This is a genomic window from Streptomyces sp. NPDC048434 (assembly GCF_043200375.1).
GTDB lineage: Bacteria > Actinomycetota > Actinomycetes > Streptomycetales > Streptomycetaceae > Streptomyces.
Genome location: NZ_JBICXQ010000005.1, coordinates 186,266 through 201,788 on the forward strand (window position 1 = coordinate 186,266; position 15,523 = coordinate 201,788).

The following is a 15,523-nucleotide window of genomic DNA, read 5'->3' on the forward strand; positions in this document are numbered from 1 at the left end:
GAGTCCGCCCGGCACCGGGGCAGCGAGTGAGAGCCGCCCCGGTGCGGACTGTGCGGGCCCGTCCTAGCGGGACACCCGCCAACTCAGCGATCCGGACAGCGGTTTGCGCAGCGCCGGGTCACGGACCGCGGCCGTCCGGTCGGTGGCCCTCGCCGTGACCGTGTGGGTGCGACCGTCGGCCGGGACGCCGAGGGCCCGCACCATGACCGTGGACCTGCCGCGCGCGGCCTTGCGCTCGCGGCCGTCGACATACCACTTCACCTGTGCGGAGTCGGGCGCGCTGACACGGAGACGAGCCGTGCGCGGCACCGTGCGGTCGGTGGCCACCGGGCTGCTCAGCACGCTCGCATAGCGGTAGAAGCCCGCGATCATCGCCTCACGGCCGGGAAGGTTGAACTCCCGGCCGAGCGTCCGCATGATCGAGTTCTCGGTGGGGCGGTTGAGTCCGTACTGGTAGTAGCCGCCGCCCTCGAACGCGCCGACCGCGCCGCCGTCCGGCGACTCCTGGCCGATCCAGCGGTACCACTTCTGCTGCTGGGCGGTCATCTGGTCGGCGGAGAGCGTGGTGAGGTTGGCCTCGGCGGGCTCGGGACCGGAGTAGGTGCCGGACTGGCCGTAGTCGTACTCGTCGGCGAGCTTGCCGAGCGAGTGACCGGTCTCGTGCACCGCGATCTGGTCGGACCGGTCGTTGTCGGAGGAGGCGGTGGCGATCCCGTCGTAACCGACCTGTGAGGAGACGTCGTTGTAACCCGCACCGCCGTACTTGGTGGAGTTGGCGAGCATCACGACGAGGTCCGCGGCCGGGGCCTTGGAGGCGTACGACTCGACCTTGCCGGTGTCGACGCACAGCAGCCGCTCGGTGCCGTCGCAGAAGAAGGCGGAGTCGAGCGCGGTGTCGTGCACCACGTCCTTCGTCGGGTCCCCGGAGACGCCGGACTCGTTGGATACGGCGTCGACGGCCCAGACGTTGAACAGTCCGGCGTACGAGGCGTAGGGCTCGACGGCGGAGATCTTGGCCCACTTGGCGCGGACGTCTGCGTGGAAGTCCTCCTGCTGGGCGGCGGTGTAGCCGTCACCGATGAAGACCACATCGAGCTTGGTGCCGACCGGGCCGTTCTGCACGATCGAGGTGACGTCGCCGTCGCCGGCGATCGCGGCCTTGTCGGAGGGGGAGAGCGGTTTCGAGGCCGGGACGGTGGTGTGCCGGGGGTGACCGGCCGCTCCGGTGAAGTACTCGACGTGCTGGGTGCGTTGCCCGTGCGGGGACGGCGCCGTGGTGGCGCCTTGGGCGGAGGCCGCGGCGGCGGTCGCCGCCAGCGCCACCGCGGCGAGGCCGGCCGACACGGCGGTACGTATGGAAGTGCGTCTGGAGGTGCGTCTGCGCATGGGGGGTTCCTCCCGAAGCCCGCCGCAGGAGCGGCGGGCTGAGCTGAATTCAGGCGCGCTCAACGTAGAGGCTCCGGGGGCTCCAGGCAACGGATGATGCCCAAGTGGCCGATTATGCGGATGAGTTGGGGGAGAGGCCGGTGTGCGCGGGGGTGCCCCGTTCGGCCCCGATACGTGTAGGGGGTGTCGCGGTCGGTGACCACTACGTCGTCGACACCGTGGCGTGGGGGCGCCGCCGCTGACCTCGTACGGACGTGACCGGTGAGGAGCCATCCCCTCACCGGCCGGTGCTTCCGGTAAGCGGTGTGCCACAGGCGGTGCGCCTGTGGCGCACCGCCATGTGGGAGCACACCGAACGAGGCGCGGCCCTCAGACCTTGATGATCAGTTTTCCGCGCACATGCCCCTCCTCGCTCAACTCCTGGGCCTTGGCGGCGTCGGCGAGCGCGAAGGTCTCGACGACCGGGACGGCGAGCCGCCCCTCGACGGCGAGGCGGGCATGCGCGGTCATGCCTGCCCGGACTTTCTCCGACGGGGTGCCGCCCCCGGAGAAGACCACGCCATGATCCGCCGCGTGCGTGTCGGCGATGGTGACGATGCGGTCGGTCGCTCCGCCGAGCAGGGCGATCGAGTCCGGCAGCGCGTCCTGGCCGGCCGCGTCGAAGACCGCGTCGACGCCCTGCGGGGCGGCCGCCCGGACCCGATCGGCAAGGCCCGTTCCGTACGCCACCGGGACCGCGCCCAGCGCGCGCAGGAAGTCGTGGTTGGCCGGGGACGCCGTGCCGACCACCGTGGCACCCCTCGCCACCGCGAGCTGGACCGCGACCTGGCCGACGGCGCCCGCCGCACCGTGCAACAACAGGGTTTCGCCCTCTTGCAGTCCCAGCAGGTCGAGGACGCGCTGCGCCGTCTCACCGGCGACCGGGAGGGCCGCCGCGGTTTCGAAGGAGAGCGCGGCGGGCTTGCGCACGATGTCCCCCGCGAGGGCGTACTCCGCGTAGGCACCGGTGCTGGTCCAGCCGAAGACCTCGTCGCCGACGGCGAGAGCGTCCCCCGGCACGCGGCCGGGACCGTCCCCGTCGCCGACCGCGTCCACCACCCCGGCGAACTCCAGCCCCGGCACGGCGGGAAACGTCGTCGGGTAGAAGTGCTCCACCCACCCGTAACGCCGTTTGTAGTCCAGTGGATTGACGCCGACCGTCACCACCTTCACGCGTACTTCCCCCGGTCCTGGCACCGGCTTGTCCATGTGCCCGAGGCTGAGCACCTCTGTGCCGCCGAATTCGTTGTAGATGATCGCTCGCATGGCGGTCTCCCCGTTCTTTGCATGGGTTATACGGGATGTCTGGGAGGCAAGGGATTGATGGCTTCAGCCTCGCCCCCGGGACGGGGCACGGCGCCGGTCATCGGGACAGTCCGGCCTGGCCGAAAGGCCAGCACCTGCCCCGGCGCCCCTGGCTACGCTGAGGCACATGGAGTTGACCGGATCCGTGCCCGCCCTGACCGCCGCATACGAGGTGATCCGCCAGCCACTGGGCGAGATCCTGCCCCGGCTCTCCGCCGTCCTGACCGAGTTGGTGCCGCACCGGGCGGCCGCGGAACTCTCCACACACTGCGCGCACTCCCCGTTCAAGACGTACGGCGATGCGGAGCTCACCGGCAGGCTGTCCACCGCCCACCTGGCGCCGCTGCTCGCCTCGGGCATCCCGGGCCGCCCGTGGCAGGGCACCCTCACGCTCGCCGGCGCCGAGCGGCCCGTCCTCGCCGTGACGAGCCGTGCGACGCTCCGGGGCGCCGTCCTGCTGCTAGTGCGGGACGGCGGTGCCACCCCCGTCGACGAACCCGCCGCCGCCCTCGTACAGGCGCTGTGGGACGTGGTCACCAGCCACTTCGACCGGTTGGCGGCGGAGGCCATGCCCGGTGCGCTGGCCCGCTCGCGGACCGCCGCCGGAACCCGGGCCCGGGTGATCGCGGAGCTGGGCGAGGCCTACTCGGCCGCGCTCACCGGAGTGCTGGGCGTTCTGCGCAGCCGCGCCCTCGACGATGCGGCGGCCCGCGCCACCGCCACGGATCTGGCGGTGTCGGCCCTGGTGGAGCTGCGTGCGGAGGCGGATCGCGACCAGGAGATCGCCGAGGAACCGGCCGGACAGGCCTTCGCCCGGCTCGCTGACTCGCTGCGCCCGCTGGTGCGCTACAGCCCCGTACGGCTGGAGCTGGGCGGGCCCGACTCCACGCGGACGGTGGCCGCCGACGTGGCACACACCGCGCGTGTCATCGTCCGGACGCTGCTGCTGAAGGTGCTGGAACAGGAGGCGGTGAGCCGCGTTCACGTCGGCTGGCAGATCACCGACGACGCACTGCGCGCGACGGTACGCGACGACGGGCCCGGCACCCTGACCCTCGGCGGCCTGGCCCACGGAGGGGTCTCCGAGCGACTTGACGTGCTGGACGGGCGGCTGGACGTCGACGCGGTACCCGGCTGGGGGACCACGGTGTTGGCGACGATCCCGCTGCGGGTCTCCCAGGACCCCGCCCCCGACCCGCTCACCGGGCTGGGAGAGCGGGAACTACAGGTGCTCGGCCGGCTGGCGCTCGGGCACCGCAACCGAGCGATCGCCCAGGAGCTGCACATCAGCGAGTCGACGGTGAAGTTCCATGTCGCGAAGATCCTCACCAAACTGGGCGTCGAGTCGCGGGGCGAGGCGGCGGCGCTCTTCCACGCCGTGGCATAGCCGGCTGCCGGGTCCACTCGGCGACGCGGCTGCCCAGCCGTCCCGCGGCCGACGGTGAACTGCCGTACCCGGCCCCCGTGTTCAGCCGCCGTCGCGCGCCACGAGCACATCGAAGAGCGGCCAGCCGTCCAGCTCCTTCTCCCCGGCTGCGGTGGGCAAGCGGCCTTGCGAGGCCACCTCGTCGAAGATCCGGCGGACCACACCCGGCTCGTGCAGATTGAGCACACCGCCGTTGTGGGCGGCGACCGCACCGGAGTGCAGGAGGCCGTCAGGGACGAGACGCCCCGGCCGGGCACGGAAGACGATCCGCAGGGTTGCCCGAGTGGCGTCGTGGTGGAGCGAGAGAATCTCGCGGCATTCGGGGTGCTGGTGGCGGACCGACCACAGCCAGGTTTCCTCGCCGATGACCAGACGCCGAAGTTGATGATCTTTCCGCATGTGTCCGAGCGTAGGGGGCCGCAGTGCGCAGCGGGGCCCCGCGCCGGGTCACGGCCGGTTCCCCCGTGCATGGTTGCGGAAGGTGGCGGGGGTCTCGCCGGCCCGTTGCCGGAAGAACTTGGTGAAGACCGTGGCGTCCGGGAAGCCGAGCCGGTCGCCGATGGCGGTGGCGGTGAGGCCGGTGTGCACCAGGAGGCGCTTGGCCTCCAGGAGGACCCGATCGTCGATATAGCGCTTGGCGCCGCACCCGGCGGCGGCGTGGGTGGCGCGGGTGAGCGTGCGGACGCTGTAGCCCAGCTGTCCGGCGTACTCCTCCACCCGGTGCGTGCGGGTGAAGTCACGCTCCACGGCCTGCTGGAAACTCCGGAATGCCGCACTGCCCACCTCGTCGCCGCCCTGCGTGCCGCGCACATGGGCCAGCCGTAGGACGAGCACGGCGAGCAGATGGCGCAGCACCTCGATATGCACCTCCAGGGGCAGGCCGGCCAGCTGCCGGTACTCGCTCTCCAGTAGCTCCAGGACATGCCGTACGGCATCCCCCTCCGCGCCTTGAGGGGTCAGCGGCAGCTTCCCGTCGTGCTGGTCGACGCGGGCGGCCTCCACGGTGGCGGGGCTCAGGAAGCCCGGAAGGAAGAGGACGATGGTGCCCTCGGCCAGGGTGAGGTCGGAGCGGTACTGACTGATCTGGCCGGGCCGCACCCACAGCCAGTTGCCCGGGGTCAGCTCGTGCTCGGTGAAGTCGACGGAGCAGCGCAGGGTGCCGGAGCGCACCGAGATCAGCTCGTGGAAGGCCAGCCGTTTGGTGGCGTACGGGTCGATGTCATGCCCGCGGGCGCGGGCGAGCAGGTCGGCGAAGCCGAAGACCTCCGCGCCGGGCGGGGCTCCCGGAGAGGCCCTGAAGGGGACCTCGGTGACGTCAGCGGGTCCGTTTCTGTCCATAGCGTGTCCTCAGCGTACTGCTTCGAAGGGGTGGCTCGCGCCTAGCGTGAGAGGTGACGGGGCCGGTCAGGCCAAGTGCGGGCTGACGTGGCACAAATCCGCGGTGACGATGCGGTGACCGAAACCTTCATTGCACTCGCACCGGCCTCGGCCTGCCGTGCACCGGCCTTGACCGGCCTTTGTGCTGTCCGACGAACCGAGGGAGCTGACCACTGTGCGACTGATCGTGGGGATGACGGGAGCGACGGGTGCCGTGTTCGGTGTCCGGCTGCTGGAGGCCCTGGCCGAGCTGCCGGACGTCGAGACCCATCTCGTCCTCTCCCGCTGGGCGCGGGCCACGATCGAGCTGGAGACCGGACGTTCCGTCGCCGAGGTGAGCGCACTCGCCGATGTCACCCACCGGTCCGAGGACCAGGGCGCGACCATTTCGTCGGGCTCCTTCCGGACGGACGGCATGGTGATTGCGCCGTGCTCCATGAAGACGCTGGCGGGTATCCGGGCCGGCTGTGCCGACGGGCTGGTGGGGCGGGCGGCGGACGTGGTGCTCAAGGAGCGCCGCCCGCTCGTGCTCGTGCCGCGTGAGACACCGCTGAGCGAGATCCATCTGGAGAACATGCTCGATCTCGCGCGCAAGGGCGTGCAGATGGTGCCGCCCATGCCCGCTTTCTACCACCACCCGCAGTCGGTGGACGACCTCGTCGACCACCTCACGGCCCGCATCCTCGACCAGTTCGACCTGCCCGCGCCCGCCGCCAAGCGATGGGACGGCATGCGCGCCGCCCGCGCGGTCAAGCCCGTCGCCTGACCCCGACACCCCCGCCCCACCGAGGAGTTCCCATGGCATACGACGACCTCCGCAGCTTTCTGGCGGCCCTCGACAAGGAGGGCCAGCTGCTGCGCATCACCGAAGAGGTGAGGCCCGAGCCGGACATCGCCGCGGCCGCCAACGCGGCCCCGCGGCTGGGCGACGCGGCGCCGGCGCTGTACTTCGACCACGTACGGGGCTTCACCGACGCCCGTATCGCCATGAATGTGCACGGCTCCTGGGCCAATCACGCCCTCGCGCTGGGTCTGCCGAAGGAGACCGGCACCAAGGAGCAGGTGGCGGAGTTCATCCGCCGCTGGGCGGAGTTCCCCGTCGCGCCCGAGTGGCGGAGCGATCCGCCGTGGGCCGAGAACACCATGGACGGCGACGCCGTCGACATCTTCCAGGTGCTCCCGCTGATCCGCCTGAACGACGGCGACGGCGGCTTCTACCTGGACAAGGCCGCGGTCGTCTCCAAGGATCCCGAGGACCCCGGCCACAGCGGCAAGCAGAACGTCGGCATCTACCGCATCGAGGTCAAGGGCAAGCGCAGGCTCGCGCTGCAGCCGGTGCCGATGCATGACATCGCCCGGCATCTGCACAAGGCGGAGGAGGCCGGGGAGGACCTGCCGGTTGCCCTCACCCTCGGCAACGACCCGGTCATCTCCCTCGTCGCCGCGACCCCGATGAAGTACGACGAGAACGAGTACGAGCTGGCCGGCGCCCTGCGCGGCGCCCCGGCACCGCTCGCGAGGGCGCCGCTGACCGGTCTCCCGGTGCCGTGGGGATCGGAAGTGGTCATCGAAGGCGTCATCGAGGGCCGCAAGCGCGAAATCGAGGGCCCCTTCGGCGAGTTCACCGGCCACTACTCCGGCGGCCGCAAGATGCCCGTCCTCCGCATCGACAAGATTTCCTACCGCACCGGGCCCGTTTTCGAGCACCTCTACCTCGGCATGCCATGGACCGAGGTCGACTACCTGATAGCCGCGAACACCTGCGTGCCGCTGTACCAGCAGCTGACGACGGACTTCCCCGAGGTCCAGGCGGTCAACGCCATGTACACCCACGGCCTGGTCGTCATCGTCTCGACGAAGAAGCGCTACGGAGGCTTCGCCAAGGCGGTCGGCATGCGGGTGCTGACCACCCCGCACGGACTCGGCTACGCCGCCACGGTCATCGTCGTCGACGAGGACGTCGACCCCTTCAGCCTGCCGCAGGTGATGTGGGCCCTGTCCACCAAGATGAACCCGGCAGGCGACCTCATCCAGGTCCCCCATCTGCCCGTCCTCGAACTGGCCCCACAGGCGCAGCCCCCCGGCATCGTCGACAAGCTCATCATCGACGCCACCACTCCCGTCGAACCCGACGGCCGCGGGAACTACGGCAACCAGGTACGCGACCTGCCCGAGGCGGGAGCCTGGCTCGCCAAGCTCCAGCAGCTCGCCGCCCACCGCTGACGGCGCTCCTTCGGCTCAACTCACCGCCCTCCCACCCCACTTGACGAAAGGGACAGCCTCATGCCCGACGCCGCCACTTGCTGCCCACGCTGCGCACACACCATCATCGAGCACCTCTCGACCTCACCCGTCCCCGGCGTCTGGGACGTCCTGCAGTGCGAGCGGTGCCTGTACTGCTGGCGCACCACCGAACCCGACCGCCGCACCCGCCGCGACGCCTACCCCGACAGCTTCCGGCTGACCGTCGACGACCTCGACAACGCCCCTGAGGGGCCTGCCGTCCCGCCCTTGCGGACCGCCGGGTGAGGAGCGGCCCCGGTAACAGGGGGTCCTGCCGGGGATTCAGGCGTGCCGACGGATGTCGTGGGGGTCCGCAGTACCACCGCGGACCCCCACGACATCCAGCTACCGGTCACGGAGCCCGGATCGCCCCGCCGCCCGTTCAGGTAAGCCGCGACGGCTCCGGAATCTCCTCGTCGGGCGGTACGGCCTGGGGACCGGCGGCCCGGGTGCGACGGGTGAAGCGATAGCCGGCCACGAGGATCACCGCCCAGACCGGAGCCACGTACAGCGCGATTCTGTTCTCCGCGTCGAAGCCGAGCAGGACGAGAACGAGGCCGAGAAAGGCGAGGACGAAGTAGTTCGAGGCGGGTGCCAGCGGCATGCGGAAGGCGACCTGCCGAAGTTGCCCGGCACGGACCGCAGCCCGGTAGCGCAGATGGGCGCAGACGATGATTCCCCAGGTGAAGACGGCGGCGATGGTCGCCACGCTCGTCACGTACACGAAGGCCTTCTGCGGCACGAAGTAGTTCGCGGCCACGCCCAGCAGCATGACGATCATGGACGCGAGGATCCCCGCGGCGGGGACACCCTGGCGGCTGACCTTCCCGAACGCGGCCGGCGCGTGTCGGTCCCGGGCCAGGGTGAGCAGCATGCGGCCGGTGGAGAACACCCCGCTGTTGCAGGAGGACAGCGCCGCGGTGAGTACGACCATGTTCACCACTCCGGCTGCCGCGGGAACCCCGACCTTGGCGAAGACCAGCACGAACGGGCTGACATTCGGGTCGAGTTGGGTCCAGGGGACCAGCGCCATGACGGCGGTGAGGGCGCCGAGGTAGAACAGCGCGATCCGCCAGATCACCCGGCGCACGGCGGAGGGAAGGGTCTTTTCGGGGTCCTTGCTCTCCCCGGCGGTCACCCCGAGCAGTTCGACGCCGACGAAGGCGAACACGACCACTTGGAGGGCGAGGAGCGGTCCCGCCATGCCGTGGGGGAAGAAGCCACCGTGCGTCCAGATGTTGCTCAGCGAAGCGGTCTTCCCCAGGGGGCCGAAGCCGAAGATCAGGATGGCGGCGGCCATGATCAGCAGGATGACGATGGTGAGCACTTTGATGATGGCGAACCAGAACTCGAACTCCCCGAACAGCCGGACCGCCAGGAGATTGGCCACGCCGAGGATCGCCAGGGCGATGAGGCCGGGCAGCCACTGGGGCACCTCGGGCCACCAGTAGCGGACATAGATCCCGGCCGCGGTCAGCTCAGCGGTGCCGGTGACGACCCACATCAGCCAGTAGCTCCAGCCGGTGGCGAACCCGGCCCAGTTGCCGATGAACTCCTCCGCGTAGGTGGCGAACGAGCCGGACACCGGCCGGTACACCAGGAGCTCACCGAGGGCACGCATCACGAAGAAGACGACCAGGCCCGCCAGCGCGTAGGTGATCAGCAGACCCGGGCCGGCGTCGTGGAGGGCTTCGGCGGAACCGAGGAACAGACCGACGCCGATCGTCCCTCCGATGGCGATCATCTGGATGTGACGGGGCTGCAGACCCCGGTGGAGGTGCTCGGAGCCGGGGTCGTCATGGCCGGTGGGACGTGGCGGGGACGGTGGAGGCCGGTGCGTCATGGTGGGGCTCTCTCGTCGGGGGCGGAAATGAGGCAAATGAGGCAAGGGAGGGGACGGTTTCGGTGATCCAACGGGGTGGGGCGGTGGTCGGTATCGGTTCAGCGTGCGTCCACGGTCGTGCCACCGGTGTAGGCGCGCGGAACGCGGGCGCCGATGCGGCTGACGATTTCGTGCGCGATGGTGTGGGCGGCGCGGGCCCAGTCCTGCGCGCCGGGCTCCCCGCGGTCGCCGGGCCCGAAGAGCACGACCTCGTCGCCGGGCGTGACGTGCCCGTAGCCGTCCGCCTTGACCACGGCCATCACCTCCGCGGAGCCCGCCGCGTCGCACAGCCGGCTGACGTTGGCGCGGATCGCCGCGAGGTCAATACGGGCCTGGGCGTGCGGTGTTCCGGCCCGGTGCGGCTCCCCGTCGTGGTGTGCGAGAGCGGATCCGCCGGCCGGGAGCACCCCTGGTGCCGCGGCCGGGGCGGGCCCTCCGGCCGCACCGCCGCACGCCGCGGCAGAACGTATGTCCGCGACGGCGGTCACCGCCGCTCCGTGTCCGGCTTCGACGCTCTCGGCCTCGCGGGGAATGCCGAATGTCATGCCACCGTCCTTCCATGGAATCCGTTGTTGCCCGGTGAGCCGCGGGTGGAGCCATGGTTTCGACGGGGGAACGGGCCGTCATCGTTCGATCGGCACTGTCTCCGGGCGCTCGGGAGTGGGACGGGCACAACGGGCGGCGGGGGAGACGTGGGCGGTGGAGATCTCGGGCCGCGGGCGATGTGGACGGACTCGGACAGGCGACGGTGGACGGGCGAGGTCGGGCAGCGGACGGGCCGGTGTCGTCCGGGCGGGGCGGTGCGCCGTGCCGACGACGCCCATGACCGTCCGGGAATTCGGGCCGGGGACCGTCCCCGGAGGCGCCCGCGCCTCAGCCCGAGCGGGCCTCGGTGCCGGTCTCCGAGCCGCCCTCCGCGCCGTATTGGCGGGCGGTGAGCTGGAGCAGCAGCGCGGTACGGACCTGGGGATCGTCCAGTGGCAGCGCCACGACGTCCTGGAGGCGGCGCATCCGGTGCCGCAGAGTGTTGGGGTGGATGTGCTGCCGGGCCGCGGCGGCCCGTGGGTCGCCCATCTCCTGCAGCCAGGCATGAAGCGTGGGCACACAGCTCGTGCCGTACGCACGGTCGTGGTCCACCAACTGCTGCAGTGGCCCGACGGCTGCGATCCGGGCCGCCGCGGCGGACCGTGCGACATGGCGGAGCACGACCGTGGCCCACACCTCGTCGTGGACTGCCCGGGTGCTCGCGATCAGGCCCGTCCGGAGCAGGTCGAGGGTGTCATCGGCCTGCTCACGCGAGCGGGCGAGTCCGGGGACCGACGCCGCGAGTCCGCCGACCGCGACCAGGGGAGTGGGCTGCCCGGTGGACCCGCGAAGTGTCTCCAGCCAAGCGGACCCACCGTCGGTGGCCGGGGTGACCATTTCCGCGGGAACGATTCCGTACACCACCCCGCCGACGACCGCCGCGGGGGAGCGAAGACGGGACCCGCGGAACCGGGACATCCGCTCCCAAGCGGTCAGCCGTTGCCGCTCCGCCTCGTCGTCGTCCTCGCAGCGCACCCCCACCGCGATCACCCGCCAGGGGCCGGTCGTGAGGCCCAGGCGTCGCGCCGCGTCCGCCGCCCCCTCCTGGCCGTGCAGGACCGTGGCGACCATGTCGGTCAGGACCAGGCGTTCCACGTCCGCGCCGGCCCGGCGGCGCAGCAAATGCAGGGCGGCCACCGCCGCGGTGTCGGCGAACGCCTCGGCCCGCTCGGCGGCCACCGGTCCCGGCACGATCGCCCAGATCGAGCCGAGCACATCCCCGCCGGCGTGCACCGGCACCACCAGCCGGGGCTTGGTCCCTTCCACCACCGCGGGCACATAGATGGGGCCGGTGTCCTGGGCGATCTTGTGAAAGACACCGTGCCGCCGGAAGTGGGCGTTCACGTCGTCGGGGACGTGCCGTCCCATGATCGTCGCGACCCGCGCCTCGTCCCCGCGCTCCTGCCGCGCGGAGTAGGCGAGGACCCGTGAGCTGCGGTCCTCGATGCGGCCACGAACCGGTCCGGCAGCCGGCTCTCCCGCGCCTGCACCTGCGGTTTCCGCAGGGAAACCGATCGGCACGGCCGCATGACGGTGCGTGTGCACCACTCCCGGACGGCTCGTGAGCCGCCTTGCAGGTGCGGCGCCCGCACGGGGCGCCCAGGCGCCGACACCCGCGGACCTCGGGAGGACTCCGCGGAAATCACGTTCCGGTGGCGGGAATTGAACGGTTGCGGCCACGGCACCGTATCTCTCCATATCCGTGCCCCGTGGGGCACCGGTCCGCGATGTGAGGAGGGCACCATGACTGACCCTGGTATCCCGCAGCTCCAGGCTCTGCCGGACGGAGACGCCGAAGTTTCGCTGGTGATTCGTCTGCAGTGGGAGGACGTTGCCGCGCTCGGTCAGGACGCCGCCAGGCTGGCTGCCCGGTGGAAGCGCCCGGTGACCCTGGATGAAGCTGCCAGCCAGCGGCTGCGCATGCGCCCGCCGGCCACTCATGCCAAGACGGTGGGACAGGAGCGGGCGCAGCCCGCGGTGGCGTCCACGACGGTGTCGCCCCTGCCGTCCCGTTCCCCTCAGGAGCAGGCTCGCCAAGCGATAGAGAAGATCAATGGCAGCACCGGTCATGAGACGGCGTAGCGCGGCGACGCACTGAGGAGGGCGGCGAAGAATCCTGGTCTCCTGGGGCAGGGGGTCCGGCAGCATGGAACTGCCGAACCCCCTGCCCGCTGTGTTTTCCTGCGCTGCGCCGGACCTCCGATCCTGTCCGTAGCGGAGCGAGCGGCCACCGCCCGGCCGAAGGCAGGCGGCCTTCCCTGCCCCGCCGAAGCGCTCCGCCAAGAACCGCAGGCTGGGCCGACCGAGCGAAGATCCTCGGCCCAACGGCTCAACGCGGGCCCGCAGTGCGTGCTGCCCGGGCCGCGCCGGTGATGCTGTGACGAGCCGGGCGCGACCGGCGCTGTGTCCCGCCAGGACGGGGCCGAGCACCGAGGAGGCAGCCCATCGTGAACTCCACCGCCGGTGCAGTACGAGAGCCGGCGCCGGCGCGGCTACGGGACATCCGGCCCGGCGGACCCGGCCGGCGGCGTGGCCCGCCCGCCGGTGACACCGAGGCGGCCCTCTCCTGAACGTCCCGAGCAGCAAAGGCACGTAGGCATGCACACCACGGTCACACTGCTGGCGGACGCTCCGGCCCAACTGCTCCCGGCCAGGCAGCTGATGGCATTCACCCTGGCTTCCCACATCATTCTGGTGCCGCTCGGCGTGGCCCTGCCGCTGATCACCTTGGTGATGCACTATCGCGGCCTGCGTCGGAACGACCCCGTGGCACTGCTCCTCGCCCGACGCTGGTCGGCGGTCATGGCGGTGCAGTTCGCGGTCGGCGTCGTCACCGGCACCGTGCTGTCCTTCGAGTTCGGGCTGCTCTGGCCGGGCCTGATGGGCAAGTGGGGCGGTGTCTTCGGGATCGGGTTCGGCGTCGAGGCATGGGCCTTCTTCCTCGAAGCGGTGCTCATCTCCATCTATCTCTACGGCTGGCGGCGGCTGAAGCCTGGCACCCACTTCCTGCTCGGCCTGCCCCTTCCGGCCGCTGCCCTGCTCGGCGCGTTCGGAATCCTGGCGGCCAACTCGTGGATGAACACGCCCCAAGGATTCACCCTCGATGCCGACGGCAAGCCAGCGGACGTCCACATCTGGTCGGCGATCTTCACCCCCATGTTCGGCCCCCAGTACTGGCACTTCGTCGTGGCGATGCTGGTCACCGCGGGATACACCGTCGCCGGCGTCTACGCCGCCGGCTGGCTGCGCGGCCGCCGCGACCGCTATCACCGGCTCGGCTTCACCGTTCCCTTCACCCTCGCCGCGGTGTTCACCCCCGTACAGATGCTGCTCGGTGACTCCATCGCCCGGTCGGTCTTCCACAAGCAGCCGGTGAAGTTCGCCGCGACGGAGATGGTCTGGCGGACCGACACCCACGTACCGGAGTACATTTTCGGCCGTCTGCACCCCGACGGCAGCATCTCCGGCGGCATCAAAATCCCCCAACTCGACTCCGTTCTGGCCGGGTTCACCACCAAGACGAAGGTGACCGGGCTGACCTCCGTCCCGGCGAGCGACCGACCGACGGCCGCCCAGGCCACCATCGCGCACTGGGCCTTCGACCTCATGGTCGTGATCGGCTCACTGCTGCTCCTCCTCGCACTCTGGTACGGCTGGTGCCGGCTGCGGCGCCGTCGGCTGCCCCGGTCACCGTGGTTCTTCCGCGGTGCGGCGTGCGCGGGTGTCGCCTCCGTCGTCGCCGTCGAATGCGGCTGGGTCACCGCCGAAGTGGGACGCCAGCCCTGGATCGTCTACCAGCACATGCGGATCGGCGAGGCGGTGACGGCGACCCGCTCGACCAGTCTGTGGATCATGCTCGGTCTGGTGATGGTGGTGTACGTGTTCATCTTCGGCTCGCTGCTCGCCGTGCTGCTCAAGATGCGTACCGGCTGGCGGCTCGCCGACGCGCGACCGGCGGCGGGGGAGCGGCACGAGGGACCGGAGACCGACACCCCCTACGGGCCGCGCTCGCCGGTGCCGGCCGGCCGGCCTCCGTCGTCCGACGGGACGGGGGCGGAACCGGCCGAGGACGGCCGGCCATGATCGCCGCCGTCATCGCCGTGGCGATGCTGCTCGCCGTGGCCGCCTACGCCTGCGCCGGCGGCACCGACTACGGAGCCGGGTTCTGGGACCTGACCGCAGGTGGCGCGGAGCGCGGCAAGCGCCCCCGATGGCTGATCGACCATGCCATGGCCCCCGTATGGGAGGTCAACAACGTCTGGCTGGTCTTCCTCTTCGTCATCATGTGGACCGGGTTCCCGGTTCTCTTCCAGACCGTGTTCTCGGCGATGTGGCTCCCCTTGGCCCTGGCCGCCGTCGGCCTGGTCCTGCGCGGCGCCGGCTTCGCACTGCGCAAGCCCGTCCGCCGCATCGCGGGACGACGCCTGTACGGCGCCGTCTTCGCCATCTCCTCGCTGCTCACCCCGTTCTTCCTCGGCGCGGCCGTCGGCGGTATCGCCTCGGGACGGGCGGTACCGGGAACGGAGGCGTCGGCTCACGCCTGGGCCAACCCGACCTCCATCCTCTTCGGGCTGATCGCCATCGTGTCGACGGCCTTCCTCGGCGCCGTGTTCCTGGCGGCCGACGCCGCCCGCTACGGCGCACCCGACCTGGTCGGCTACTTCCGGCGGCGGGCGCTGGGCAGCCTCGTCGCGCTCGCCGTACTCGCGGCGATCATGCTGACCGTCACCCGGAGCGACGCCCCGCACGTCTGGCACGGACTCACCCACGGCGTCGGCCTCGGCCTCGTCATCCTGGCCGGAGTCTGTTCCCTCGCCACCGGGTGGCTCCTGCTGCGCCGCTCCGGAACCTGGTCCCGGCTTACCGCCGTCGGCGTCGTCGCCGCGGCGGTCATCGCCTGGGGAGCCGCCCAACGCCCCTATCTCATCCCCACATCCCTGACCGTGGCCGAGGGCGCCGGCGCTCCCAGCAGCCTGCGGTGGGTCGGCCTGGTCACCCTCGTGGCCGTGGTGCTCGTCTGCCCGGCGGTGGCCTTCCTGTACTGGCTGGACACCCACGGCGAGCTGGAACCGCTCTCCGGCGCCGACCTGCACCAACCCGACCTGTACCGGACCGAGCCGGGCCGCGATGACCCGCCCCTTGCGGGACACGGCGGCACCCACGATCCGGCCAGCGGCGAACCGAAGGATCCGTCGCCCTGACCGACGACGCCGGGAGCGGGCCTCTCCTGCACGGCAGTT

General features: G+C 71.2%; 14 protein-coding genes. 7 read left to right on the forward strand and 7 right to left on the reverse strand.

The annotated features are described in order from the left end of the window. Nucleotides 1–63: 63 nt before the first annotated feature. Together ACGFWI_RS08320 and ACGFWI_RS08325 are read right to left on the reverse strand one after the other, a co-directional pair. Nucleotides 64–1,386: a M64 family metallopeptidase gene (locus ACGFWI_RS08320; protein ID WP_393905115.1), complete on the reverse strand. Its 1,323-nt coding sequence runs from the start codon at nucleotides 1,384–1,386 to the stop codon at nucleotides 64–66. 369 nt (nucleotides 1,387–1,755) lie between these two features. Then, the gene (locus ACGFWI_RS08325; protein ID WP_393905116.1) at nucleotides 1,756–2,691 is read right to left on the reverse strand and encodes an NADP-dependent oxidoreductase; all 936 of its coding nucleotides are present in this window, start codon (nucleotides 2,689–2,691) and stop codon (nucleotides 1,756–1,758) included. 166 nt (nucleotides 2,692–2,857) lie between these two features. Between ACGFWI_RS08325 and ACGFWI_RS08330 the strand changes: the two genes are divergently transcribed. Next, complete coding sequence (locus tag ACGFWI_RS08330; RefSeq protein ID WP_393905117.1) at nucleotides 2,858–4,117, forward strand: LuxR C-terminal-related transcriptional regulator; 1,260 nt, start codon at nucleotides 2,858–2,860, stop codon at nucleotides 4,115–4,117. 81 nt (nucleotides 4,118–4,198) lie between these two features. Here the strand turns inward: ACGFWI_RS08330 and ACGFWI_RS08335 are convergent, their stop codons facing one another. Both ACGFWI_RS08335 and ACGFWI_RS08340 read right to left on the reverse strand, forming a co-directional pair. Further along, nucleotides 4,199–4,555 (reverse strand): hypothetical protein, encoded by a 357-nt coding sequence (locus ACGFWI_RS08335; RefSeq protein WP_393905118.1) that lies wholly within the window; start codon nucleotides 4,553–4,555, stop codon nucleotides 4,199–4,201. A gap of 48 nt (nucleotides 4,556–4,603) precedes the next feature. Further along, nucleotides 4,604–5,494: a helix-turn-helix transcriptional regulator gene (locus ACGFWI_RS08340; protein WP_393905119.1), complete on the reverse strand. Its 891-nt coding sequence runs from the start codon at nucleotides 5,492–5,494 to the stop codon at nucleotides 4,604–4,606. Nucleotides 5,495–5,708: 214 nt separating this feature from the next. Between ACGFWI_RS08340 and ACGFWI_RS08345 the strand changes: the two genes are divergently transcribed. Genes ACGFWI_RS08345 through ACGFWI_RS08355 form a run of 3 tightly spaced genes read left to right on the forward strand, consistent with a single transcriptional unit; the run spans nucleotide 5,709 to nucleotide 8,062 of the window. Continuing rightward, on the forward strand, nucleotides 5,709–6,299 hold the full coding sequence (locus ACGFWI_RS08345) for a non-oxidative hydroxyarylic acid decarboxylases subunit B (RefSeq protein WP_393905120.1): 591 nt from the start codon (nucleotides 5,709–5,711) through the stop codon (nucleotides 6,297–6,299). 32 nt (nucleotides 6,300–6,331) lie between these two features. Then, nucleotides 6,332–7,756, forward strand: a complete 1,425-nt coding sequence (locus tag ACGFWI_RS08350; RefSeq protein ID WP_393905121.1) for a non-oxidative hydroxyarylic acid decarboxylases subunit C — start codon at nucleotides 6,332–6,334, stop codon at nucleotides 7,754–7,756. 60 nt (nucleotides 7,757–7,816) lie between these two features. Continuing rightward, entirely contained in the window at nucleotides 7,817–8,062 is a 246-nt protein-coding gene (locus ACGFWI_RS08355) for a non-oxidative hydroxyarylic acid decarboxylases subunit D (protein ID WP_393905122.1), read from the forward strand. A 136-nt stretch (nucleotides 8,063–8,198) separates the two neighbouring features. Here the strand turns inward: ACGFWI_RS08355 and ACGFWI_RS08360 are convergent, their stop codons facing one another. The 3 genes from ACGFWI_RS08360 to ACGFWI_RS08370 form a co-directional block, all read right to left on the reverse strand. Next, nucleotides 8,199–9,659 carry an amino acid permease gene (locus ACGFWI_RS08360; protein WP_393905123.1) on the reverse strand — a complete coding sequence of 487 codons (1,461 nt, stop codon included), beginning with the start codon at nucleotides 9,657–9,659 and terminating at the stop codon, nucleotides 8,199–8,201. A 98-nt stretch (nucleotides 9,660–9,757) separates the two neighbouring features. Continuing rightward, a complete protein-coding gene (locus tag ACGFWI_RS08365; RefSeq protein WP_393905124.1) occupies nucleotides 9,758–10,243 on the reverse strand; it encodes an alanine racemase C-terminal domain-containing protein in 486 nt (161 codons plus the stop codon). Between the two features lie 328 nt (nucleotides 10,244–10,571). Beyond that, entirely contained in the window at nucleotides 10,572–11,804 is a 1,233-nt protein-coding gene (locus ACGFWI_RS08370) for a PucR family transcriptional regulator (protein WP_393905125.1), read from the reverse strand. Between the two features lie 222 nt (nucleotides 11,805–12,026). Here ACGFWI_RS08370 and ACGFWI_RS08375 point away from each other — a divergent pair, with 222 nt between their 5' ends. The 3 genes from ACGFWI_RS08375 (at nucleotide 12,027) to ACGFWI_RS08385 (ending at nucleotide 15,484) form a co-directional block, all read left to right on the forward strand. Next, the gene (locus tag ACGFWI_RS08375; RefSeq protein ID WP_393905126.1) at nucleotides 12,027–12,365 is read left to right on the forward strand and encodes a hypothetical protein; all 339 of its coding nucleotides are present in this window, start codon (nucleotides 12,027–12,029) and stop codon (nucleotides 12,363–12,365) included. A gap of 516 nt (nucleotides 12,366–12,881) precedes the next feature. Then, the gene (locus ACGFWI_RS08380; RefSeq protein WP_393905127.1) at nucleotides 12,882–14,366 is read left to right on the forward strand and encodes a cytochrome ubiquinol oxidase subunit I; all 1,485 of its coding nucleotides are present in this window, start codon (nucleotides 12,882–12,884) and stop codon (nucleotides 14,364–14,366) included. Then, the gene (locus tag ACGFWI_RS08385) at nucleotides 14,363–15,484 is read left to right on the forward strand and encodes a cytochrome d ubiquinol oxidase subunit II (RefSeq protein WP_393905128.1); all 1,122 of its coding nucleotides are present in this window, start codon (nucleotides 14,363–14,365) and stop codon (nucleotides 15,482–15,484) included. Before ACGFWI_RS08380 ends, ACGFWI_RS08385 begins: the two co-directional genes overlap by 4 nt. The last annotated feature ends 39 nt before the right edge of the window (nucleotides 15,485–15,523 follow it).